This window comes from Streptomyces sp. NPDC002640, assembly GCF_053592575.1.
On record NZ_JBSFVZ010000007.1, the window covers coordinates 204994 to 227234 of the forward strand.

The 22241-nt window shown below is 74.4% G+C and carries 19 protein-coding genes; 6 read left to right on the forward strand and 13 right to left on the reverse strand.

What is annotated here, in order from left to right; translation table 11 throughout:
- The first annotated feature begins 312 nt into the window (after nt 1-312).
- Complete coding sequence (locus ACWD3O_RS12305) at nt 313-2856, forward strand: DUF4118 domain-containing protein (RefSeq protein WP_451415782.1); 2544 nt, start codon at nt 313-315, stop codon at nt 2854-2856.
- A gap of 410 nt (nt 2857-3266) precedes the next feature.
- Nucleotides 3267-4283 carry a zinc-dependent alcohol dehydrogenase family protein gene (locus ACWD3O_RS12310; protein ID WP_451415783.1) on the forward strand — a complete coding sequence of 339 codons (1017 nt, stop codon included), beginning with the start codon at nt 3267-3269 and terminating at the stop codon, nt 4281-4283.
- A 26-nt stretch (nt 4284-4309) separates the two neighbouring features.
- On the opposite strand, the gene ACWD3O_RS12315 is transcribed toward ACWD3O_RS12310, so the two are convergent.
- The 5 genes from ACWD3O_RS12315 to ACWD3O_RS12335 form a co-directional block, all read right to left on the reverse strand.
- Nucleotides 4310-7300, reverse strand: coding sequence for a trypsin-like peptidase domain-containing protein (locus ACWD3O_RS12315; RefSeq protein ID WP_451415784.1), 2991 nt, complete (start codon nt 7298-7300; stop codon nt 4310-4312).
- A 46-nt stretch (nt 7301-7346) separates the two neighbouring features.
- A complete protein-coding gene (locus tag ACWD3O_RS12320) occupies nt 7347-7658 on the reverse strand; it encodes a trypco2 family protein (protein WP_451415785.1) in 312 nt (103 codons plus the stop codon).
- 141 nt (nt 7659-7799) lie between these two features.
- A complete protein-coding gene (locus ACWD3O_RS12325; protein ID WP_451415786.1) occupies nt 7800-8867 on the reverse strand; it encodes an ArsO family NAD(P)H-dependent flavin-containing monooxygenase in 1068 nt (355 codons plus the stop codon).
- Nucleotides 8864-9976 carry an ACR3 family arsenite efflux transporter gene (gene arsB, locus ACWD3O_RS12330; protein WP_451415787.1) on the reverse strand — a complete coding sequence of 371 codons (1113 nt, stop codon included), beginning with the start codon at nt 9974-9976 and terminating at the stop codon, nt 8864-8866. Before arsB ends, ACWD3O_RS12325 begins: the two co-directional genes overlap by 4 nt.
- Complete coding sequence (locus tag ACWD3O_RS12335) at nt 9973-10281, reverse strand: ArsR/SmtB family transcription factor (RefSeq protein ID WP_451415788.1); 309 nt, start codon at nt 10279-10281, stop codon at nt 9973-9975. The genes arsB and ACWD3O_RS12335 overlap by 4 nt, the downstream gene beginning before the upstream one ends.
- A 95-nt stretch (nt 10282-10376) precedes the next feature.
- On the opposite strand from ACWD3O_RS12335, the gene ACWD3O_RS12340 reads away from it, so the two are divergent.
- Entirely contained in the window at nt 10377-10790 is a 414-nt protein-coding gene (locus ACWD3O_RS12340) for an arsenate reductase ArsC (protein ID WP_451415789.1), read from the forward strand.
- A 382-nt stretch (nt 10791-11172) separates the two neighbouring features.
- Here ACWD3O_RS12340 and ACWD3O_RS12345 read toward each other — a convergent pair whose 3' ends face one another.
- Nucleotides 11173-12159 carry a DMT family transporter gene (locus tag ACWD3O_RS12345; RefSeq protein WP_451411034.1) on the reverse strand — a complete coding sequence of 329 codons (987 nt, stop codon included), beginning with the start codon at nt 12157-12159 and terminating at the stop codon, nt 11173-11175.
- Complete coding sequence (locus ACWD3O_RS12350; protein WP_451415790.1) at nt 12156-12809, reverse strand: TetR/AcrR family transcriptional regulator; 654 nt, start codon at nt 12807-12809, stop codon at nt 12156-12158. The genes ACWD3O_RS12345 and ACWD3O_RS12350 overlap by 4 nt, the downstream gene beginning before the upstream one ends.
- 114 nt (nt 12810-12923) lie before the next feature.
- On the opposite strand from ACWD3O_RS12350, the gene ACWD3O_RS12355 reads away from it, so the two are divergent.
- Both ACWD3O_RS12355 and ACWD3O_RS12360 read left to right on the forward strand, forming a co-directional pair.
- Nucleotides 12924-13478, forward strand: coding sequence for a TetR/AcrR family transcriptional regulator (locus ACWD3O_RS12355; RefSeq protein WP_451415791.1), 555 nt, complete (start codon nt 12924-12926; stop codon nt 13476-13478).
- Complete coding sequence (locus ACWD3O_RS12360) at nt 13475-15013, forward strand: MFS transporter (protein WP_451411036.1); 1539 nt, start codon at nt 13475-13477, stop codon at nt 15011-15013. The genes ACWD3O_RS12355 and ACWD3O_RS12360 overlap by 4 nt, the downstream gene beginning before the upstream one ends.
- A gap of 30 nt (nt 15014-15043) precedes the next feature.
- Here the strand turns inward: ACWD3O_RS12360 and ACWD3O_RS12365 are convergent, their stop codons facing one another.
- Both ACWD3O_RS12365 and ACWD3O_RS12370 read right to left on the reverse strand, forming a co-directional pair.
- A complete protein-coding gene (locus ACWD3O_RS12365; protein ID WP_451411037.1) occupies nt 15044-15403 on the reverse strand; it encodes a DoxX family protein in 360 nt (119 codons plus the stop codon).
- 23 nt (nt 15404-15426) lie between these two features.
- Nucleotides 15427-16062 carry a MarR family winged helix-turn-helix transcriptional regulator gene (locus ACWD3O_RS12370; protein WP_451415792.1) on the reverse strand — a complete coding sequence of 212 codons (636 nt, stop codon included), beginning with the start codon at nt 16060-16062 and terminating at the stop codon, nt 15427-15429.
- Nucleotides 16063-16228: 166 nt separating this feature from the next.
- Between ACWD3O_RS12370 and ACWD3O_RS12375 the strand changes: the two genes are divergently transcribed.
- The gene (locus tag ACWD3O_RS12375) at nt 16229-17659 is read left to right on the forward strand and encodes a DHA2 family efflux MFS transporter permease subunit (RefSeq protein ID WP_451415793.1); all 1431 of its coding nucleotides are present in this window, start codon (nt 16229-16231) and stop codon (nt 17657-17659) included.
- 76 nt (nt 17660-17735) lie between these two features.
- On the opposite strand, the gene ACWD3O_RS12380 is transcribed toward ACWD3O_RS12375, so the two are convergent.
- From ACWD3O_RS12380 to ACWD3O_RS12395, 4 genes are all read right to left on the reverse strand, one after another.
- Entirely contained in the window at nt 17736-18149 is a 414-nt protein-coding gene (locus ACWD3O_RS12380) for a DUF7144 family membrane protein (protein ID WP_451411040.1), read from the reverse strand.
- 154 nt (nt 18150-18303) lie between these two features.
- Nucleotides 18304-18804, reverse strand: coding sequence for a gluconokinase (locus ACWD3O_RS12385; RefSeq protein ID WP_451415794.1), 501 nt, complete (start codon nt 18802-18804; stop codon nt 18304-18306).
- Between the two features lie 62 nt (nt 18805-18866).
- Nucleotides 18867-20285, reverse strand: a complete 1419-nt coding sequence (locus ACWD3O_RS12390; protein ID WP_451415795.1) for a glucose-6-phosphate dehydrogenase — start codon at nt 20283-20285, stop codon at nt 18867-18869.
- Complete coding sequence (locus tag ACWD3O_RS12395) at nt 20282-22141, reverse strand: glycoside hydrolase family 15 protein (protein WP_451415796.1); 1860 nt, start codon at nt 22139-22141, stop codon at nt 20282-20284. Before ACWD3O_RS12395 ends, ACWD3O_RS12390 begins: the two co-directional genes overlap by 4 nt.
- Nucleotides 22142-22241 lie beyond the last annotated feature (100 nt).

Below are 22241 nucleotides of genomic sequence, written 5' to 3' on the forward strand. Positions count from 1 at the left end.
GCCGGCGGCCCGCGGCGTCCGGGGCCGGCGGACTTGGGGAGCCTCCCGGGTCCGCCGGCCCCGACGCCCCGACGCCCTGCCGCCCCGACGCGCTGCCGTGCGGCCGCCGGGCGGGGCCGTCGGGGCGCCGTCCGGGGCCGTCCGGACCGCCGCCAGGGCACCGGGCGGGCACCGGGCGTGATCCCCGCACCCGCGCGTGTGCGCGCCCCGGCCGCGCCGCACACTGGAGGGCAGCCCCCCGGCCCCCAGCCCCGACTCTCCCCCGCCGTCCGACCCCCCGGCCCGGTTCGGGCCGTCGCTTCGAGGAATGACATGGCACGCGGCAAGCTCAGGATCTATCTCGGCGCGGCACCCGGCGTGGGCAAGACCTACGCGATGCTGTCGGAGGCGCACCGCAGGATCGAGCGGGGCACCGACTGCGTGGTCGGCTTCGTGGAGCACCACGACCGGCCCCGCACGGAGGTGATGCTGCACGGCCTGGAGACCGTGCCGCGCCAGGAGATCGAGTACCGGGGCGCCGTCTTCACCGAGATGGACGTCGACGCCGTTCTGCGGCGGGCGCCCGCCGTCGCCCTGGTCGACGAGCTCGCCCACACCAACGTCCCCGGCTCCCGCAACGCCAAGCGCTGGCAGGACGTCGAGGAACTGCTCGACGCCGGCATCGACGTCGTCTCCACCGTCAACATCCAGCACCTGGAGTCCCTGGGCGACGTCGTGGAGTCGATCACCGGGGTGCGGCAGCGCGAGACCGTGCCCGACGAGGTCGTGCGGCGGGCCGACCAGATCGAGCTGGTCGACATGTCCCCGCCGGCGCTGCGCCGCCGTATGGCGCACGGCAACATCTACAAGCCGGACAAGGTGGACGCGGCGCTGTCCAACTACTTCCGGCCGGGGAACCTGACGGCCCTGCGGGAGCTGGCGCTGCTGTGGGTGGCCGACCGGGTCGACGAGTACCTCACCGAGTACCGCAGCGCGCACCGCGTCTCGGCCATCTGGGGGTCGCGGGAGCGGATCGTCGTCGGCGTGACCGGTGGGCCGGAGGGCCGGACCCTGATCCGCCGGGCCGCCCGGCTCGCCGAGAAGGGGGCCGGCGGCGAGGTCCTGGCCGTGTACGTCTCCCGCAGCGACGGCCTGAGCACCGCCTCGCCGAAGGAGCTGGCCGTCCAGCGCGCGCTGGTCGAGGACCTCGGCGGAACGTTCCACCAGGTCGTCGGCGACGACGTCCCCGTCGCCCTGCTCGACTTCGCCCGGGGGGTCAACGCCACGCAGGTCGTGGTCGGTGTCTCCCGCCGCCCGACCTGGCAGTACGTCTTCGGGCCGGGGGTGGGCGCCACGGTCGCCCGCGAGTCGGGGCCCGACCTCGACGTCCACTTCGTCACCCACGCCGAGGCGGGCAAGGGCCGCGGGCTGCCGGTGGCGCGCGGAGGACGGCTGGGGCGGGCCCGGGTGGTGTGGGGCTGGGTGGTCGGCGTCCTCGGTCCCGTCCTGCTGACGTGGCTGCTCATCGGCGCCGTGCCGTCGGTGGGTCTCGCCAACGACATGCTGCTCTTCCTGGCGCTGACGGTCGCGGCGGCCCTGGTGGGCGGGCTGGTGCCCGCGCTGGCGTCGGCGGTGGCGGGTTCCCTGCTGCTGAACTGGTTCTTCTCCCCGCCGGTCCACACCCTGACCATCGCCGACCCGAAGAACATCGTCGCCCTCCTCGTCTTCGTCGGGGTCGCCGTGTCCGTGGCCTCCGTGGTGGACCTGGCGGCCCGGCGTACCCACCAGGCGGCGCGGCTGCGCGCGGAGTCGGAGATCCTGTCCTTCCTCGCCGGCAGCGTCCTGCGGGGGGAGACGACGCTCGAGGCGCTGCTGGAACGGGTGCGGGAGACGTTCGGCATGGAGTCGGCGGCGCTGCTCGAGCGGTCCGGCGAGACGGCCCCGTGGACCTGCGTCGGCAGTGTGGGCGAGCGGCCCGCCGCGACGCCCGAGGAGGCGGACGTCGACGTCCCGGCCGGCGCCGACACGGCCCTCACCCTCTCCGGCCGGGTGCTGCCCGCCTCCGACCGCCGGGTGCTGGCCGCGTTCGCCGCGCAGGCGGCCGTCGTCCTGGAGCGCTCCCGCCTGCAGCACGAGGCCGACCGGGCCCAGGAGCTCTCCGAGGGCAACCGCATCAGGACCGCGCTGCTCGCCGCGGTCAGCCATGACCTGCGCACCCCGCTCGCGGGGATCAAGGCCTCCGTGAGCTCGCTGCGCGCCGACGACGTCGAATGGTCCGAGGAGGACCGGGCGGACCTCCTGGAGGCCATCGAGGACGGCGCCGACCGCCTCGACCACCTGGTCGGGAACCTGCTCGACATGTCCCGGCTGCAGACCGGCACGGTGACCCCCCTCATGCGGGAGACCGACCTCGACGAGGTGGTGCCCAAGGCACTCGGCGGGGTGCCCGGGGACAGCGTGCAGCTGGACATCCCCGAGACCCTGCCCATGATCCACGTCGACCGGGGCCTGCTGGAGCGGGCCGTCGCCAACGTCGTCGAGAACGCCGTGAAGTACAGCCCGCCGGAGGCGAGGGTGCTGGTGTCCGCGAGCGCCCTCGCCGACCGGGTCGAGGTCCGGGTCGTCGACCGCGGGCCCGGGGTGCCGGACGACGCCAAGGCCCGCATCTTCGAGCCCTTCCAGCGGTACGGGGACGCGCCGCGGGGCGTCGGCGTCGGCCTGGGCCTCGCCGTCGCCCGCGGCTTCGTCGAGGCCGTCGGCGGCACGCTCGACGCCGAGGACACCCCGGGCGGCGGCCTCACCATGGTGCTCGCCGTGCCCACGGCCCCACGCCGGACCACGGAACGGCCGGGGCCGCCGACCGCGCCCGGTGCGTGACGGGGCACCCGGCCGGCCGCCACCCCGCACGACCCGCCCGCGCCGCTCGACGCCGCCGCCGTCACGGTGGACCCGCGCCCCGTCACGGTGGACCCGCGGTTCGGCGCGTCTCGCTCCGGGGCCGGTCCCGTGGCCGCGGAGACCGCGCCCGTGCCGGGCCCGGTGGGGCGGCCCGGCTCCACCACGACTCGCCCGCGGCCCTGCGGCGTTGTTTGCTGGAGACGTGGGCCTCCCCGTCCGCCCGTGCCGACCACGGCGACGTGCCGACCTCGCCGACCGTGGCGGGAGACCCGCGGCCGGAGCGCGGGCGGTGACCCGATCGCCCGCGCCGGGCTCCCATCCGCACACGGCACCCGGTACACACCCGCTACACCCCGTACCGCGTGCCACGGTCCCCGAAGGGTTTCCTCATGCGCGGCGCAGTGATCCACGCCCCCGGTGACATCCGTTTCGAGACGCTGGACGACCCGAGGATCCTCCACCCCACCGACGCGATCATCCGCACGGCCGTCACCTGTGTGTGCGGCTCCGACCTGTGGGCCTGGCGGGGCCTGGAACCGATCGGCGACCCGCACCCGATGGGGCACGAGTACGTCGGCTTCGTCGAGGAGGTGGGCGGCGAGGTCACCTCCGTCCGCCCGGGGCAGTTCGTCGTCGGCTCGTTCGCGACCTCGGACAACACCTGTGCGAACTGCCGCAACGGCTTCCCGTCGCACTGCCTGCGCCGGGAGTTCATGAGCACCTGCCAGGCCGAGTACGTCCGCATCCCCAACGCCCAGGGCACCCTGGTCGCCACCGACGAGGTGCCGGACGAGGAGCTGTGGCCGGGCCTGCTGGCCGTCTCCGACGTGATGGGCACCGGCTGGTGGGCCGCCGACGCCGCCGAGGTGCGGCCCGGCTCCACCGCCGTGGTGGTCGGCGACGGCGCGGTCGGCCTGTGCGCCGTCATCGCGGCCAGGGAGAAGGGCGCGGAACGGATCGTCGTGATGAGCCGGCACGAGCCGCGCGGACGGCTGGCGCGGGCGTTCGGCGCCACCGACATCGTCACCGAACGCGGCGACGAGGGCGTCGCCCGGATCAAGGACCTGACCGGCGGCATCGGCGCCGACAGCGTGCTGGAGTGCGTCGGCACCGCGCAGGCCATGCGGCAGGCGCTGCTTTCCGCGCGGCCGGGCGGCACCGTCGGCTTCGTCGGCGTCCCGCACGAGGTCGCGGTGGACGGCGAGGAACTGTTCCACTCCCACGTCGGCCTGCGCGGCGGCCCGGCGCCGGTGCGCCGCTACCTGCCGGACCTCGTCGGCCTCGTCCTGTCCGGCCGCATCGAGCCGGGCAGGGTCTTCGACCTCACCCTGCCGCTGGACCAGGTCGCCGAGGGCTACCGGGCGATGGACGAGCGGCGCGCCGTCAAGGCCCTGCTCCGGCCCTGACCGAGGAGACCGGCCGTTGCCGGCCGTTACGTGCCAGAGGCTCCGAGCTGCTCGGCCTGTCGCAGGAGCCAGGACGCGGAGATCACCTCGGCGTTGCCGGTGAGGGCGCCGGCCGCTCCGGTCAGAGCCGCTGCAGCGGACGCGGGCTCGGACCTGGCCATCGCGCGGGCCGCCGACGCGAGGCCCGCGGCGGCGGAGCATTCCGTCGCGCCGGCGATCTGCAGGGCGGCTTCGGCCCGCTCGGCGCATGCGGCGGCCTGGTCCCATCGGCCGGACCTCCAGTGGGCCCAGGCAAGGTTGCAGAGGCAGACGCCCTCGGCGCGGGGGTTCTGCATCAGGGAGGCCTCCCGCAGGGCGTCCTCCAGGGCGTACAACGCCTCGTCGGTGCGGTCCAGGGCGAGGAGGGCGATGCCCTGGGCGTTGAGCGCGTAGGCGATCGCCTCCTGGCTTCCCGCCGTGCGGTACGCCTGGGCGGCGCGCGCCCCGGAGACCACCGTCTCCTCCCAGCGGCCCAGCGTGAGCAGGGAGATGGTGCGGGCGTTCCAGGCCCGTGCCTCGGTGAGCGGGTCGCCCGTCTGCGCGGCGAGGGCCCGCAGCTTCTCGGCGGCGGCCAGTGCCTGCTCGCCTCTGCCCAGATAGCTGAGCGTCAGGCTGAGGGAGAGCAGGGAGTGGATCTCGTTCTCCGTGTCGCCGTTCTCCCTGGCCAGTTCGCCTGCCCTGGTCAGCGGCTCGATGGAGTCCTCCGGCCTGCCCATCTGCCGGTAGGTGTCGCCCAGGCCGAAGACGGCGCTCTGCAGGGCCACGGGGTCACCCAGACGTGCGGCGAGTTCGGCTCCCTGCCGGAAGAGGTCCAGGGCCTGATCGAGGGGTCCGCCACTGAGACGCGCATGGCCGTAGGGGACCAGGTGGGCGAGACGGGCGCGGTCGTCGCGCACCAGGTCGTCGATCACGGCGTGGAAGGAGAGGGCGGTGAGGACGGATCCCTTCCAGACCATCCACTCGCTGATCTCGCCGAGGACCATGGCTGCGTCGTCGTGGTCGCCTGCGCGGACCAGGTGGAAGAACTGCCGCCGCAGCGGTTCGAGGTCGTCCAGGGTGCGCCATGCGGGCTTGGGCGTGGCGGCGTTGGCGTACCGGTCGGCGATCCTCCGCTCGATGGCGCGGCGTCCCGCGGGACTGTGCCGGGACATGTCGGCGTAGGCCAGGTCGGCGTCCATCGGGTGCAGGGAGAAGGTCCGGGTGGTGCGGTCGGCCGACACGAGGCGCACCTGGAGCAGCTTGCTGAGCGCCAGGCCGAGGTCCACCTCGGGGTCGACGCGGGAGACGATCTCCTCGAGGGTGCCGCGGGATGCCGGTGTCCGCAGGGCGGCGAGCACCTGGATCACGGTGCGGCTCCCGCTGTCGAGGCGGCGATAGCGGTCATGGGCCAGGGCTTCGACCACGTTCTCGCGTTGGACGAAGTCCTCGAGAATCTCGTGGAGGGTGGGGAGTTCGGCGCTGTCCTCGGCCAGGGCTCCCACCATGAGTTCGAGGGCGCGGGGCACTCCGTGGACGTGGACCGAGGCACTGAGCAGTTCCTCGTCGGAGAGTTCGGCCAGGCCCAGGGCGCCGTCGCGGTCCAGCTCCCGCAGTAGTTCGACGGCCTCGTCCGCCCCGAGTCCTTCGGTCAGCTCGACCTGCACGGCGAACCTGCGCAGCTCCGGCCTGAACCGCAGGGGGATCTGCGTGGTGACGAGCAGGCGGGGTGCCGCCTCGGTGCGGAACAGGCAGTCCAGGAAGACCGCGATCTCTTCGTCGGCGACCTCGCCCTCGTCGGTCAGGAGGTCCTCGAAGTTGTCCATCAGGACGACGACCAGCCGGTCACCGAGGGCGTCGAACAGTTCCTGGATCCGGTCGGCGACCGGAAGGTTGTCCGCCCAGACCCTCTCCAGGTGGGTGCGGAGGTGGACGGGGAGCAGACGGGCGCAGTCGAAGTAGAGGCGTTCCAGCGAGATTCCGGACGTGCGGGTACTGAGGTTGACCAGTCCGGAGACGACGGGGATCTGGGTACGTCCGGGCCACAGGCCGTGGTCCAGCTGTTCCATCAGTTTGGCCGCGAGTGCGCTCTTGCCCATGCCTCGGCGTCCGACGACCGAGACCATGCGGACGGTCGGGTCCGCGAGGTGCCAGCCGACCCGGTCGAGCTCCTCGGTCCGGTTCTTGAAGAGTTCGATGCCGTGGGTCACGGGGAGTCCGATGACTCTCTTCAGGGGGCGGGACGCGCGTGTGCCGAGGTCGTCGTCGGCGGGCGCGCGCGTCCTGGCCTCGGTGCCGACCAGGGGCAGGTCGGTCGCCGACGGCACACCGAGCAGACCGGCCAAGGCGGTGGCCGAGGCGTCGTCCGCCTGGCGGAGGGCCGTGTCGATACGGACTGCGGTGAGTCGCCCGGATCCTTCCCAGCGGTGGTGTTCGGCCACCACGCCGACGATCCGGTCGCCGGCCCAGAGGGCGGCCCCCGACATGCCCGCCCAGGGCGAGGCCTTGGGGTCGGGGTCCGCGCCTGCGGGAGCGACGGTGATCTCGAGCGTTCCGGTACGGAGGTTGGAGAGGGCGGCGACGGTTCCGTCGGCCTGGTGGAGTTCCCGGAAGATGCCTCCTCCCGGCCTCCTGCGCTGCTTCCACAGGGGGAAGCCTGCTGCGTGGACGGGAACGACGGCGTGCCGTTCCTCCGGGATCCGGGCGAAGGCGGCGGGCTCCACGTCGGCGGCGGTGGCCGGTGCCTCGACGGTGAGGACGGCAAGGTCCGTCGCGGGGTCGGTCCAGGCCGTCGCGGCCACGGCCGACCACTCCCCGGGCCGGTCCGCCTCGCAGCGCACCGTCACCTGTGTGGCGTCGGAGACGACGTGAGCGGCGGTGAGGACGGAGGTGCGGGTGACGCGGTACCCCGAACCCCGGCGTCTGCCGTCGCGGGTCACCACGATGATCTCCGCGATGCGCCGCGGGTCGATGCCCGCAGTGGAGGGCTCTGCTGTGGTCATCGTCGGCTCTCTTCCGCGCGCCTGCCGGCGGGTTCGAAGATGCAGGTCAGTACTCGTCCGCGAGTTCGTCGCCCGCGATCAGCGCGGGCCGGTCCGGGCGGTCGCCGCGGACGGGACGGAGCGTGAGGTTGATGCGCTGGGTGACCGCCGTTGCCTGCCGGGCGGCCGCTCCGACCTCGAGGACCCAGAACTTCAGCTGTGCGCCCGGCTCACGGCTGCGTTCCACGCCGACGGTGAGCTCGAGTTCGACCTGCTCGGCTTCGAAGCGCAGGTCGGCGCCCTCCCCGTCGGCCATGGCCTGACTCAGCTCGCTTCTCAACTGCCTTATCAGCTGGGTCAGTTCGATTGCGTCGTCCACCTTGCGCCCCCTCGCCCGGTCCGGCCACAGAGCATATCCGGCGCGGGTCCCGGGTGGGCGGGCCTCCTGCGTCGACTGGGCTTCCCGGCACCTGTCGACCCGGATCGATCCGCGCGGCACCCGGCAAGGGACCCGGGTGACTCAGTGCTCGCCCGGCAGGCGGGCGACGGCGCGGGCGGTGTCGCGGGCGGGGTGGCCGACGCCGATGAGGGTGGCGGAGGCGGGGCCGGTCCAGTCGCCGTAGCCGAGGAGGTGGAGGCGGGGCTCGCCGGTGGCCCGGGTGCCGGTGGTGGCGAGGTGGCCGCGGCGGCCGCGCAGGCGCAGCGGGGCGAGGTGGGCCAGGGCGGGGCGGAAGCCGGTGCACCAGACGACCGCGTCCGCCCCGGCGCGGCTGCCGTCGGCCCACTCGACGCCGTCGGCGGTGAGCCGGGAGAACATCGGCACGGCCCGCAGCAGTCCGGCGGCGCGGGCGGCGCGGACCGGGGGCACGGCGACGATGTCGCCGAGGGAGGCGACGCCGCCGGTGTCGGCGCGGCCCGCCTCGAGGGCGCGCCGGCGGGCGGTGGCGACGTCGAACAGGGTGCGGCCGTCGACCTCGTCGGGCAGGAACCGCGGTGGGCGCCGCGTGGCCCAGGTGACCCGGACGCGGCCGTCCAGCGCGAGGTCGGCGGCGATCTGGGCGCCGGAGTTGCCGCCGCCGACCACCACGACGCGCTGACCGGCGAAGTCGGCCGGGGAGCGGTACTGCACCGTGTGCGCCTGCCGTCCGGTGAAGTCGGCGCGGCCCGGGACGGCGGGCAGGAAGGGCCGCGTCCAGGTGCCGGTCGCGCTGACGACCGCGCGGGCCCGCCAGTCGCCGGCGTCGGACTCGACCAGCAGCCGTCCGCCGTCGCGGCGTACGGCCCGTACCCGGGCGCCGCGGAGGACGGGCAGGCCGTACCGCTTCTCGTAGTCGGTGAGGTACGCGACCACGTGGCCGGCGTCCGGGTGGGTCCCGCCGGGCGGGGCGGGCATCGGGCGGCCGGGCAGCGAGGAGTGCTCGGCCGGGGAGAACAGGCGCAGCGAGTCCCACACGTGCCGCCAGGCCCCGCCCGGCGCCGTGGCGGCGTCGAGGACGGTGAAGTCGAGGCCCTGGCGGCGCAGGTGGTAGCCGGCGGCGAGTCCCGCCTGGCCGCCGCCGACCACCACCACGTCCGTCCGCCGCGTCACGGGGCCGTCGTCACCGCGTCCGGGGCGAACCGGCGGCGCCAGGCGAGGGCCACGTACACCAGGCCGATGAGGACGGGCACCTCGATGAGCGGGCCGACGACGCCGGACAGCGCCTGCCCGGAGGTGACGCCGAAGGTGGCGATGGCGACCGCGATGGCCAGCTCGAAGTTGTTGCCCGCCGCGGTGAACGCCAGGGTGGCGGTGCGGTCGTAGGCGAGGCCCAGGCCCTTGCCGAGGAGGAAGGAGCCGAAGAACATCACCGCGAAGTAGACCAGCAGCGGCAGCGCGATCCGGGCGACGTCCCAGGGCTGGGAGGTGATGGTCCTGCCCTGCAGGGCGAAGAGGACGACGATCGTGAAGAGCAGCCCGTACAGGGCCCACGGTCCGATCCGCGGCAGGAAGGTCCGCTCGTAGCCGTCGCGGCCCATCCGGCGTTCGCCGAGGCGGCGGGTGAGGAAGCCGGCCAGCAGCGGGACGCCGAGGAAGACGACGACGTTCAGCGCGATCTGTCCGGCCGACACGTCCAGGCCCCGGCCGTCGCCGAGGTTCGTCCAGCGTGGCAGCAGTTCGAGGTAGAACCAGCCCAGCAGGCCGAAGGCGAGCACCTGGAAGACGGAGTTCAGCGCGACCAGCACGGCGGCGGCCTCGCGGTCGCCGCAGGCGAGGTCGTTCCAGATGATCACCATGGCGATGCAGCGGGCCAGGCCGACGATGATCAGACCGGTGCGGTACTCGGGGAGGTCGGGCAGGAAGATCCACGCCAGCGCGAACATCACCGCCGGGCCGACGATCCAGTTGACGACGAGGGAGGCGGCCATCAGCCTGCGGTCGGCCGTGACGCGGTCGAGCCGGTCGTAGCGGACCTTGGCGAGGACCGGGTACATCATCACCAGCAGGCCGAGCGCGATCGGCAGCGAGACGCCGCCGATCTCGGTCGTGGCGAGGGCGTCGCCCAGGCCGGGGACCAGGCGGCCGAGGCCGAGGCCGACGGCCATGGCAAGGAGGATCCACACCGCGAGGTAGCGGTCGAGGGCGGAGAGCCGGCCGGCGATCGAGTCGTCGGCGGCCGGAGCCGGGGCGGTGGCCGTGGTGGGACCGGTGGAGGTCACGGGCAGGCCCTCTTGTTCCCGGCGGCGCCGCGGGCCGAGTCGGCCAGGGCGGCGAACTGCCCGGACAGCGCGGTCAGGACGTCCGGCTTCAGCCGGTAGTAGGTGAAGCGGCCGCAGGGCTCGGTCTCCACCAGTCCGGCCTCGCGCAGGACCTTCAGGTGGTTGGACAGGTTGGTCTGCCGGGCTCCGGTCTCCTCGACGAGGTGCGTGGTGCAGAGCGTCTCGCGCGCCAGCAGGGTCACGATCCTCAGGCGCAGCGGATCACCCAGCGCCCGGATCACGTCAGGATCGACTGAAGTCAGCATGCGCTGATACTGTCACATCACCGTCCGCTGATACCAGCGGGGGCTGAAGTCAGCGGCGGCCGAGTCCCGTCGTGCGGCGAGAGAGAACGATCACCATGGCCGACAAGCCGTCCGTCCTGTTCGTCTGCGTGCACAACGCCGGCCGTTCCCAGATGGCCGCGGGGTGGCTGGCCCACCTGGCGGGGGACCGGGTGGAGGTCCGGTCCGCGGGCTCCGCGCCGGGCGCGCACGTCAACCCGGCCGCCGTGCAGGCGATGGCGGAGGTCGGCGTCGACATCTCGCGGGCCACGCCGAAGGTGCTCACCGCCGACGCGGTCCGCGCGTCGGACGTCTGCGTCACGATGGGCTGCGGCGACTCCTGCCCGGTCTTCCCCGGCAAGCGCTACCTGGACTGGAAGCTGGACGACCCGGCGGGCCAGGGCGTGGAGGCGGTGCGCCCGATCCGCGACGAGATCCGGACGCTGGTGGAGGGGCTGATCGCGGAGATCGCCCCGGACGCCCCGCGGTAGACCTCGACCCGACCGCGGCAGGCCTCGACCCGACCTCGATCCGACCGCGGTATGCCTCGACCCGGCCGCACGGCAGGCCGCCGCCGTGGGGACCTCACCCGGCCCGCACGGCAAGCAGCCGCCGCGGCCCGTCCGGCGCACCGCGCCGACAGACGCCCGCCGGCACTCCCGACCGGTTCTGCCGCGACGCCCACGCGGCGGCGGGCATCGGCGCGGCCGACGGGAGCCGTCCGCTCCCCAGGTGGACGGCACCCCGCCCGGCGCCGCCAACCAACCTCCCGCCCGACACCCACCGGGCCCGCCCACCCCGCCGGGCTGCGCGCGACGGGCGGCCGGGACGGGCGGCCAGGACGGGCGGCCAGGACGGGCCGGTCAACGCCGCTCAGTCGGCCCGGCCCGCGGCGGCGGCCTCCTCGCGCCCCGCGGCGGCGGCCCGGCCCGCGGCCCGTGGACGACGGCCGCCGCCCGTGGGCGCCGTCAGGACCACCAGGCAGGCGACCACGAGGGCGACGCCCGTCCACCCGGCGGCCGGAAGGCGTTCCCCGACGATCAGGACGGCGAGGACGGCCGCGACCGCCGGTTCCAGCAGCGACAGGGTGGTGGCGGTGCTGGCCGGCACCCGGGCGAGGCCGCTGCCGAAGAGCAGGTAGCCGAGGAACATGGGCACGAGCGCCATGTAGACGCCGACCGCGGCGTTGCCCCAGGAGTCGAGCAGCGGCGCGCCCGTGGCGAACAGGACGGGCAGGAGGAACAGCCCGCCGAGGCCGAAGATCGCGCCCATCGCCGCACGGGAGGGGATGCGGCGGGTGATCAGGCGGTGCGCGACCCAGGAGTACAGGGCGTAGGTGAGAGCGGCGACAACCCCGAGGCCGACGCCGAGCAGCGTGTCCGCCGTGGAGGTCCGTCCCGCGCCCCGGTCACCGCCTTCGGCGAGGCACAGCAGGACGGTGCCGGCCAGGCCGAGGGAGGCGGCGGCCGTCCAGCGGGGGGTCAGCCGGCGGCCGTCCAGGACGCGCTCGATCAGGGCCGACGCCAGCGGCGCGATGCCCAGCGAGACGACGGTGCCGACGGCGACGCCGGCCAGGCGCATGGAGGTGTAGAAGGCGAGGGGGTACACGGCGACGGACAGGGCCCCGAGCAGCACCAGGGCCCGGTGCTCGCGCAGCGCCGGCGCGTGCCGGGCGATCCGCCGGGCGGCGACCAGGGCCTGGAGCAGCCCGCCGAGGCCCATGGCCACGGCGCCGATCGCCAGGGAGCCGACCCCCGGGGCGAAGGTGGCGGCGGTGCCGGTGGTCCCCCACAGCACGGAGGCGGTGAGCACGCACAGCGCGCCGATGCCCGCGGACCCGCCGCGGCCGGCGCCCCTCACAGCCGGTCCAGCAGGGCCGCGGCGAGCGCGCGGGCGCGCAGGACGCGCCCGGCGTCGCCCTCCAGGCCGGCCCGGGCCATCGCGCCCTCCAGGAGGAAGGACAGGTGCTCCGCCGTCGCGCGCGCCTCGTCGGGCCGGTCCGGCGCCAACCGCTCCAGGTGTCCGGCGAGCAGGCGCTCCACCTCCTCCTTGTGGGCGCGGACCACCGCCCGCCCCTGGTCGCCGACCGGGAGTTCGGCCGCGGCGTTGAGCAGTCCGCAGCCGCGGAAGCCGCGCTCGTAGGCGAACGCCGCGTGGTCGGCGTACGCGTCGAAGACCGCGAGGACTCCTTCGCGGGGGCCCGCGGCCCGCTCGAGCCGTGCCAGGTAGAGACCGAGCCACTCCGCGTGGCGTGCGTCCAGGTAGGCCCTGACCAGGTCGGCCTTGGAGGCGAAGTTGTTGTACAGGCTCATCTTGGCCACGCCGGCCTCGGCCGTGATCGTGTCGATCCCGGTCGCCGCCACGCCGTCGGCGTAGAAGCGCCGGGCGGCCGCCTCCAGCAGCCGCTCCCGGGCGGGCCGTCGCCGCCCGCCCTCCACCCCGCTCGCGTCGCCGCCGTTGCCCGGGCCGCCGTTGCCCGCGCCGCCGTCCCTGCCACTGCTTCCATTCATCACATCGGCCGACTATAGGTAGGTCGGTCTACCTAGACCACCCCCACCCCCACCCACCGATACGCGCACGCCGCGCGTGAGACGTCGATGTCTCATATGCGGTACGGTTGAGTCATGAGCTTCGATCGTGACCCAGTACTGCGCGCCGCCGCAGAGCTCCTCACCCGGCGCTCCACGGCGACCATGGAGGAGGTCGCCCGGGCCGCCGGGATCAGCAGGGCGACACTGCACCGGCACTTCGCCGGGCGCGACGCCCTGGTCCGCGCCCTGGAGGAGCTGGGCATCGCCGAGTGCGAGGCGGCCCTGGAGGCGGCGCGCCCCGAGGAGGGGCCGGCCGTGGACGCGGTGCGCCGCCTGGTGCGCGAGATGCAGCCCTGCGCGGGCCTGCTCGCCTTCCTCTACAGCGAGAACCAGCTCTTCGAGGGCGAGGAGCTGAACGCGGGCTGGCTCCGCGTCGAGGAGCGCCTCACCGGCCTGTTCCGCCGGGGGCAGGAGAGCGGCGAGTTCCGCATCGACCTGAGCGCGGCCTGGCTCACGGAGGCCCTCTACGGCCTGCTGGCGGCGGGCAGCTGGGCCGTCGCCGACGGCCGGGTGGCCCGCAACGACGCCGGCCGCATGGTGGTCGAGCTGCTGCTCGGCGGTGCGGTCAGGAAGGAGAACGCGTCATGACGAACGCACTGCGGACGGCCGAGCCGTCGAAGACCGGCGAGCTGGGGCGGCCCGGGCGCTGGCTCGCCCTCGGCGTCCTGGTCCTGGCGGTGCTGCTGGTGGCGGTCGACGCCACCGTGCTGGGCCTCGCCACGCCCTTCCTGAGCGAGGACCTCCAGCCCTCGGGCACCCAGTTGCTGTGGATCGGCGACGCCTACTCGTTCGTCATCGCCGGCCTGCTGATATCCATGGGCGGTCTGGGCGACCGGATCGGCCGCAAACGCCTGCTGCTGATCGGCGCGACCGCCTTCGGACTGGTCTCGGTGCTCAACGCCTACGCGCAGACGCCCGAGATGATGATCGCCGCCCGGGCGCTGCTCGGCGTCGCCGGCGCCACGCTGATGCCCTCCACCCTCGCCCTGATCCGCAACGTCTTCCACGACGCCCGTGAGCGCTCCCTCGCCATCGGCATCTGGAGCGCCGCGGCGTCGGCGGGCATGGCGCTCGGCCCGATCGTGGGCGGTGCCCTGCTGGAGCACTTCTGGTGGGGTTCGGTCTTCCTGATCAACCTTCCGGTCATGGCCCTGCTGGTCGTCGTCGGCGCCAAGCTGCTGCCGGAGTCGCGCGACCCCTCGCCGGGGCCGTGGGACCTGCCGAGCGTCCTGCTGTCGCTGGTCGGCATGGGCGGGGTCGTCTACGCCATGAAGGAAGCCGCCTCCCACGGGTTCACCTGGCCCGCCCTCGCGGCGGGTCTGCTGGGCGCGGTCGCCCTGTACGCGTTCGTCCGGCGCCAGCGCCGCCTTCCGGTACCGCTGGTGGACGTCCGGCTCTTCCGCCACCGCGGCTTCAGCGGCGCGGTGGTGGCGAACCTGCTGACCATCCTGGGGCTGTCGGGGCTGCTGTTCTTCCTCTCCCAGTACCTGCAACTGGTGCAGGGCAGGCCGCCGATGGAGGCCGGCCTGGCCGAACTCCCGGCCGCCGTCGGCTCGGTGGCGGCGGGACTGCTGGCCGGCACGGCGGCGCGCCGCTACTCGGTGCGCGCGGTCGTCGCGGGCGGGGTCGGCCTGATCGGCCTGACCCTGGGCGCGCTGACCGCGCTCGACCGGACCACCGGCTATCCGCTGCTGGGCGCGGCCCTGCTGGTCGTCGGCTTCGGCGCGGGACTGGCCTTCACGGTCACCTCGGACGTCATCCTCACCGCCGTCCCCAAGGAGCAGGCGGGCGCCGCCTCCGCGGTCTCGGAGACGGCGTACGAGCTGGGCACCGCCCTCGGCATCGCCCTGCTGGGCTCCGTGGTGACCAACGTCTACCAGGGCTTCACCGGCCCGGCCGGCACGCCGGAGGCGGCCCACGAGTCGCTCGCCGGAGCCGTCGTGGCCGCCGGGCAGATGCCCGGTGACGCGGCCGCCGAGCTGCTGCGGGCCGCGCGCGAGTCCTTCGTCGACGGGGTGGCCCTGGCCGCCGGCGTCGGCTCCGTCCTGCTCCTGCTGGCCTCCGTCATGGCCTGGCGCCTGCTCCGCGGTCAGGAACTGACCGACGAGCCCGTCGAGCACTGAGCCGGGCGCGGGGGGGCGCCTGGGGGGGCGCTACGGGCCGAAGCTGTACACGGCGACCAGCACGCAGATCAGGAGCATCCCCGTCGCGTTGAGGAACAGGTTCCGGCCGAAGTCCCGGGCGCGGACGTGGAATCCGATCGCCACCAGGAAGTACAGCACCAGCGCCCACACGGTCACCGCGCCCAGCACCGGCAGCCAGATGCCCGCGACCAGCCCCAGCGCCGCGGCGAACTTCACGGGCGGGGTGAGCCACCACCACTTCCGCGGGAAGCGCACGTCCTCGAAGCACCGCCGCACGAAGGGCACGGGGCCGAGGCAGAGGATTCCGTCGCCGAACTGGATGAAGGCCAGCACGGCCACGGGCCACACGGGATCGGGCAGAGCGGTCATCGGCCACCTCCGTCGCGCAGACTCTACCGCCCGGCACCCCCGGCGACGCCCCCGCCGGCGACGCCCCTCTCCGCAACGCTCCCGTCCGTGACGCCCGCTCCCGCAACGCTCCCACCGGCGACGCTCCTGTCCGCGACGCCCGCCCCCGCAACGCTCCCGTCCGTGACGCCCGCTCCCCCAACGCCCCCCTCCGCGACGCTCCCCCCGACAACGCTCCCGTCCGCGACCGCCACGGTGTCGCGGATGCGGGCCAGCAGGGTCCGCAGCAGGGCGCGGTCCCCGTCCGTGAGGGCGCCGGTGGCGGTGCGCAGGGCCTCCTGGTCCATGTTCTCGGCCTCCTCGTGGCAGGCGCGGCCCGCGTCGGTGAGGGCGAGCAGGTGGGCGCGGCGGTCGGTGGGGTGCGGGAGGCGGACGACCAGGCCGTCCCGTTCCAGGGCGTCGACCAGGCTGGTCGCGGTGCGGGCGGCGACGCCGAGCATGTCGCTGAGGTCGCGCATCCGCATCGGCTCGGCGGCGTGGGCGAGGAACCGCAGGGCCCTCAACCGGGCGACCGTGGTGCCCTTTTCGGCCAGTCTGCCGTCGACGAAGAGCCGCAGGCGGTGGGTGGTCGCGAACAACTCGTCGACCAGTGGGTCACTGCTCCCCGGTACGTCCCTCACCTGTCGCTCCCGTGCTCCGTGCGGCTTCCGCCGCGCCTGTGTCCCTGCCCTTGTTCCTACCGCACCCGGTGCGGCGGTCGGGGCGGCGGCTCGGACCCGGCGCGAACTCTTCCCCGCGTCTCCCTGCGGATGTGCTGAGCCTACACATACTGAGTATGCTCAGCACATGCCCGTTCGCCTCGACCAACGCATCGTCGTTCCCGTCGTCTGTGTGATCACCGCGTTCATGTCCATCGTGGACGGAGCCGGCACCACCGTCGCCCTGCCCTCCATCGGACGCGACTTCGGCCTGGCCACCGCCGGCCTCGACGCCGTCGTGGTGGTGTACCCGGTCTGCGTCGGCCTGGCCGTCCCCGTGTCGGCCTGGCTCGGCGACCGCTTCGGCGGACGCCGCACCGTCCTCGTCTCGTTCGCCGTCTTCACGGCCGCCTCCGGGCTCTGCGGCCTGGCGGGTTCGCTCGGCGAACTCGTCCTGTGGCGTGCCCTGCAGGGTCTGGCCGCCGGCATCCTGCTGCCCGTCACCGGCGCCCTGCTCTACCGCACCTTCAGCCTGGCCGAGCAGGTCAAGGTCTCCCGTTACATGATCATCCCGCAGCAGGTGGCGCCCGCCCTGGCGCCCATGGGCGCGGGCTGGCTGGTCGACAACATGACCTGGCGCTGGGTGTTCTACGCCAACGTGCCGATCGGCGTGGCCGTGCTCGTGTTCGGCCTGATCTTCCTCGAGGAGCACCGCGACCACGTGCCCGGCCGGCTGGACGTGCCCGGTCTGGTGCTGACGGCCTTCGGCACCGCGGGGCTGATGTTCGGCGTCAGCGAGGGCGCGGAGGCCGGCTGGGGCAGCGTCCCGGTGCTGCTCGGGCTGGTCGGCGGCGCGCTGCTGCTCACCGCCGCGGTGGCCGTCGAGCTGCGGGTGCCGGAACCGGCGCTGAAGTTCCGGCTCTTCGCCGACCGGCTGTTCCGCGACACCAACGTCACCGCGTTCCTCGGCTTCCTCGCCTTCATGGGAGCGATGTTCCTCGGCCCGCTCTTCCTCCAGCAGGGTCTGGGGCTGAGCGCCTGGGAGTCGGGCTCCAGCACCTTCGCCGAGGCCCTGGGCGTGCTGCTCACCATGCAGCTGGTCACGCCGCTGTACGCCCGGATAGGTCCGCGCCGCCTCGCGGGCTACGGTCTGCTCGGCGTGGCGCTGGTGCTGGTGGCGTTCTCACGGCTGGACACGGACTCCTCGCTCTGGACCTTCCGCGGCCTGATGTTCCTGCTGGGCGCCGCGATGGGCGGGGTCTTCATGCCGACCACGGTGGCCTCGTTCACCGGCATCGGCAGGGCCGACGTCTCGCACGCCTCCACGCTGAACACCGTGGTCCGGCAGGCCGCCGGCGCGGCGGCCCCGGCCGTGGCGATCGCGGTGCTGGCCTCGGCGTCCGCGGTGGGCACGGGCGCGGAGGCCCGGCCTCCGGTCTCGGCCTTCCAGGACGCCTACCTGGTGCTCGCCGCGGTCGCCGCCGTGGCCGCCGCCTTCGCGTTCACCATGCCGGACCGGGCCGCCCGGGCCGCCGCGTCGGTGCGGGGCGCCGGTGTGCGGGAGTCCGTGGACGCCTGAGTCCCGCACGGCTCCGGGGGGAACCGTGCGGTCGCGGCCTCGCGGCCCGGTCTGCCCACGGGCGGGCCGGGCCGTGTCAGTCGGCCAGCCGGGCGAGGGTCCACAGGACCATGAGGTCCAGGACCATCACGGTGATGCACCACACCGGGTAGTACGGGACGAACATGAACTGGCTGACCAGGCTGATCGCGGCGAGCGCGAGCCCGGCGGACCGGCTCCACGGGACGCGGCGCAGCAGGGCGATGCCGACGACCAGCAGGGCGGCGCCGATGACGAGGTGGATCCAGCCCCAGGTCGTGAGGTCGAAGCGGTACTCGTAGTGCGTCGGCGTGCCGAAGAGGCGGTCCCGGGCGACGCCGGCGATGCCCTGGAGGATGCTCAGCACACCGCTGAGCACCATGCCGATGCCGGCGAACTGCCCGGGAGAGGAGGGCCGTCCGCCGCCGGGGCCTGTCCTGTCGTGTCGCACCTCACCGGGGATGCCCGCCATGGCTGTCACCTTTCGTCCGGGTGCGGAACCAGCGGCGTTTTCCGCCACGGTGCCAGCGTGGTCCCGTGGCGTGCGGGCGGCGACCGCACCGGCCCGTCCGGGTGACGCCGCCCTCGCCGGGCCGCCGCCGGCCCCCCTCGCCGGCCGCCGCCGGTCAGGGAGCGGCGGCGGCCTCGACGGCCTCGGCGGCGCGGTCGGCGACGGTCTCCGGCGGCGGCGCGGCGTCGAGGGTGACGCCCCGTTCGTCGGGCTGGAGGGGTTCCAGCGTGGCGAGCTGGGAGTCGAGGAGGGACTCGGGCATGAAGTGGCCGGTGCGGTCGTGCAGGCGGGCGGCGAGGACGTCGCGGCCGGCGGTGAGGTGGACGAAGAGGGCGGAGGGGCAGGCGGAGCGCAGCACGTCGCGGTAGCGGCGCCGCAGCGCGGAGCAGGCCACCACTCCCCCGCCGCCGGTGGCCTCCTGGTCGCCGAGCCGGCGTCCGACGGTCGCCAGCCATTCCCGGCGGTCCTCGTCGTCCAGGGGGACGCCGGCGGACATCCTGCGGATGTTGCCGGGCGGGTGGAAGTCGTCGGCCTCGGCGAACGGCACGCCGAGGCGGTCGGCGAGGAGCCGGGCGACCGTGGACTTCCCGGCGCCGGAGACGCCGAGGACGACCACACAGGGGCGTCCTCCGCTTCCTCCGCCGCCGGATCCGCCCGCGGGGTGCACGGGCGGCGGGGTCACGGCGGCAGGACCGCGTCCTGGTGGAGGAGGTCCTCCCGCCGCTCGGGGGTGTGCCTCCGGGCCGGGCCGTCGGAGCCGGCCGGGTACTCCTCCAGCGGGACCAGGCCCCGCTCCCAGGCCGAGAGCACCGGCTCCACGACCCGCCAGGCCTCCTCGGCCTCGTCGCCGCGGATGGACAGGGCGGGGTCTCCGCGCAGCACGTCGAGGAGCAGGCGGCCGTAGGCGGGCAGTTCGGGCGGGTCCATCCGGGCGCTCAGGGAGACCTGGGTGAGACTCTCCACCTGCGATCCGACGACGTTCATGTCCATGCTGAGGCTCTCCGGGTCGAGGCCGAACCGCAGCACGTTGGCCCGGACGTCCCCGTCGTGGCCGAACGGCAGGTGCGGGACGGGCCGGAACCGCACCGCGACCTCCATGCGGTCGCGGCCGAGCCCCTTGCCGGTGCGCAGCCGGAACCGGGTGCCGGCCCAGCGCCAGCTGTCCAGTTCGAGTTCGACCTCGGCGAAGGTCTCGGTGCGCCGCGACGGGTCGACGCCCTCCTCGTCGGTGTAGGAGGGCACGTCGTGGTCGCCGGCGCGGCCGGCGGAGTAGCGGGCCCGGCGGGTGCGGTGCACCACGTCGGCGTCGGTCAGGCGGCGCACCGAGCGCAGCACGTCCACCTTGCGGTCGCGCAGGTCGCGTTCGCCCAGGGTGAGCGGGGGTTCCATGGCGACCAGGCAGAGGATCTGCAGGAGGTGGTTCTGGATCATGTCCTTGAGCGCGCCGACGTGGTCGTAGTAGCCGGCCCGGCCCTCCAGGGCGAGGGTCTCGTCCCAGACGACGTCGACCTCGGCGATGTGGGTGCCGTTCCAGATGGGTTCCAGGACCCGGTTGGCGAGCCTGCTGCCGAGCAGGTTCTGCACCGTGGTCATGGCGAGGAAGTGGTCGACGCGGAACACGGCCTGTTCGGGCAGCACGTCCGCCAGCAGCCGGTTGAGTTCCCGCGCGTCGGCGAGGCTCTCGCCGAACGGTTTCTCCATCACGATGCGGCTGCCGGGCGGCAGTCCGGCGTCGTGCAGGGCGGTGACGGTGGGGGCGAACAGCGCGGGCGGCAGGGCGAGGTAGACGGCGACCGGGTCGTCGCCGGCGACGACGGCCGCCACCTCGGCGGGGTCGGTGACGTCGGCCTTGCGGTAGTCGCAGGCCGCGGTGACCGCGCGCACGGCGTCGGCGGGCAGGCCGGCCCCGTGGCGTTCGAGCTGGTCGGCCGCCCATCGGCGGTACTGCTCGCCGTCGTGCTCCTCACGGCTGGCGGCGATCATCGAGAACCGGTCGTCGATGTGCCCGCCCGCGTACAGGGCGGCCAGTCCGGGGAGGAGGTAACGGCCGGTCAGGTCGCCGGTGCCGCCGAAGACGGCGAGTCGTCGGACGGTCATCGCCCGCCGCCTTCCGCGCTCCCGGCCCGCGCCCGCGACTGCGCCCGCGCCCGTGCCAGGTTGACGCCGCTCGCGATGACCCCGATGTGGCTGAAGGCCTGGGGGAAGTTGCCCATGAATGCTCCCGTGGTCGGGTCGATCTGCTCGGAGAGCAGCCCCAGCGGGCTGGCTCGCGCGCACAGGGACGCGTACAGGTCCTCGGCCTCCTCCAGCCGCCCCTGGGCCGCCAGGTTGTCCACCATCCAGAAGCTGCAGAGCACGAAGGCGCCCTCGTCGCCGGGCAGTCCGTCGGGGTGGTCCTCGTGCAGGTAGCGGTACAGCAGGCCGTTGCCCGCGGAGAGGCGTTCGGCGACGGCGCGGGTGGTGGCCACCATCCTGGGGTGGCCGGCCGGCACCACCTTGCGCAGAGGAAGGTTGAGCAGGCTGGCGTCGACGATGCCGCCGCCGTTCAGGTGCACGCTCAGGGTCTGCGCGTGCTCGTCCCACGACCCGTCCAGGACGAGGGTGCGCAGCCGGTCCGAGGCGGTCCGCCAGCGGCCGACGTCGCCGGGCAGCCCGAAGCGTTCGGCGATGCCCGCGGCCCGGTCGAGGGCCACCTGGCACATCCCGGCGGAGTAGGTGAAGGGGCGGCCCTCGCTGCGGATCTCCCAGATGCCCTGGTCGGGCTGGTGCCAGGCGTTCTCGGCGGCGTCGGCGAGCCGGGCGAGGCTGGCCCACACGGCGGGCTGTAGTTCGCCGCCGCGGCGCAGCCACTGGTCGGCGCAGTCCAGGATCTCGCCGTACACGTCGTGCTGGCGCTGGTCGGCCGCGCCGTTGCCCCAGCGGACGGGGGCGGAGCCGCGGTAGCCCTCGAGTCCGGCGTCCTCCGTCTCGTCCGGCACCGGCCCGCCGTCGAGGGTGTACATGATGCGCGGGACGCGGCTGTGCTCGAACGCGTCGAGGACCCAGCCGAGGAAGGCGTCGGCCTCGCCGTGGAAGCCGATGCGGCGCATGGCGAACACGGTGAACGCGGCGTCGCGGATCCAGGCGTAGCGGTAGTCCCAGTTGCGGACGCCGCCGACGGGGGCGGGCAGCGAGGAGGTGGGCGCGGCGGCGAGCGAGCCGTTGACCCAGTCGTCGCAGAGCTTGAGGGTGATGGCGGCGCGCCGCACCAGCGCGTCCTGGGGGCCCTCGTAGGTGAAGGAGCGCATCCACCGCCGCCAGGCGTCGGCGGTCTCCTCCAGTACGGTCTCCGCGTCGAAGCGGTGGTGCCGGTGGAAGCGGCCCCAGGAGAGCACGAGGTCGAGGCGGTCGCCCCGGCGCAGCTGGTGGGTGGTGTGCGGTCCGTCCAGCCGGTGGCTGGAGCGCAGGTGGAGCCGCAGGCCGGGTTGGCGGGCGGGGCGCAGCTCGAGTCCGCTGAACAGCTGGTCGGTGCGCGCGCCGCCTCGGGGTTCGATGTCCACCCGCAGGCGCACCTCGCCGTCGAGGACCCGCACCGAGCGGACGAGTTCGCTCCGGCCGGACGACACGTCCTCGCCGAGGTCGGCGCCGGAGCGCAGGACCAGCGCGTCGGTGACCCGGACCAGTCCGGTGCGGCCGCGCATCTCGGTGTGCAGCACGCCGGTGTCGGGCTCGTACAGCTGCCGCGCCTCCGTCAGGTCCTCGGGCGCCACCGTGAAGTGGCCGCCGCGCGCGTGGTCGAGCAGGGCGCAGAAGACGGGGTCGGAGTCGAAGCGCGGCAGGCACATCCAGGGGACGGAGCCGTCGAGGCCGACCAGTGCCGCGGTGGTGCCGTCGCCGATCAGGCCGAGGTCCTCGAGCGGGAGGTAGCCGTCGGTCCTGCGCACCGGGCGGAACGCCGGATCGGGATCCTGCATGCCGTCTCCTCCCTGCGCGCCCTGTCGTTGTCACCCTTCCCGAGGCCCGGGCGGGCCGCAAACGGTCCCCGTGGTCGTTGGTGCGTTCGTGGCATCCCGG

Coding starts and splice junctions, on each gene's coding strand:
- ACWD3O_RS12375 (WP_451415793.1), top strand. CDS start 16,229: ATGCCCGTTCGCCTCGACCAACGCATCGTCGTTCCCGTCGTCTGTGTG.
- ACWD3O_RS12315 (WP_451415784.1), bottom strand. CDS start 7,300: ATGACCACAGCAGAGCCCTCCACTGCGGGCATCGACCCGCGGCGCATC.
- ACWD3O_RS12395 (WP_451415796.1), bottom strand. CDS start 22,141: ATGCAGGATCCCGATCCGGCGTTCCGCCCGGTGCGCAGGACCGACGGC.
- ACWD3O_RS12305 (WP_451415782.1), top strand. CDS start 313: ATGGCACGCGGCAAGCTCAGGATCTATCTCGGCGCGGCACCCGGCGTG.
- ACWD3O_RS12380 (WP_451411040.1), bottom strand. CDS start 18,149: ATGGCGGGCATCCCCGGTGAGGTGCGACACGACAGGACAGGCCCCGGC.
- ACWD3O_RS12360 (WP_451411036.1), top strand. CDS start 13,475: ATGACGAACGCACTGCGGACGGCCGAGCCGTCGAAGACCGGCGAGCTG.
- ACWD3O_RS12340 (WP_451415789.1), top strand. CDS start 10,377: ATGGCCGACAAGCCGTCCGTCCTGTTCGTCTGCGTGCACAACGCCGGC.
- ACWD3O_RS12390 (WP_451415795.1), bottom strand. CDS start 20,285: ATGACCGTCCGACGACTCGCCGTCTTCGGCGGCACCGGCGACCTGACC.
- ACWD3O_RS12335 (WP_451415788.1), bottom strand. CDS start 10,281: ATGCTGACTTCAGTCGATCCTGACGTGATCCGGGCGCTGGGTGATCCG.
- ACWD3O_RS12310 (WP_451415783.1), top strand. CDS start 3,267: ATGCGCGGCGCAGTGATCCACGCCCCCGGTGACATCCGTTTCGAGACG.
- ACWD3O_RS12350 (WP_451415790.1), bottom strand. CDS start 12,809: ATGAATGGAAGCAGTGGCAGGGACGGCGGCGCGGGCAACGGCGGCCCG.
- ACWD3O_RS12365 (WP_451411037.1), bottom strand. CDS start 15,403: ATGACCGCTCTGCCCGATCCCGTGTGGCCCGTGGCCGTGCTGGCCTTC.
- ACWD3O_RS12355 (WP_451415791.1), top strand. CDS start 12,924: ATGAGCTTCGATCGTGACCCAGTACTGCGCGCCGCCGCAGAGCTCCTC.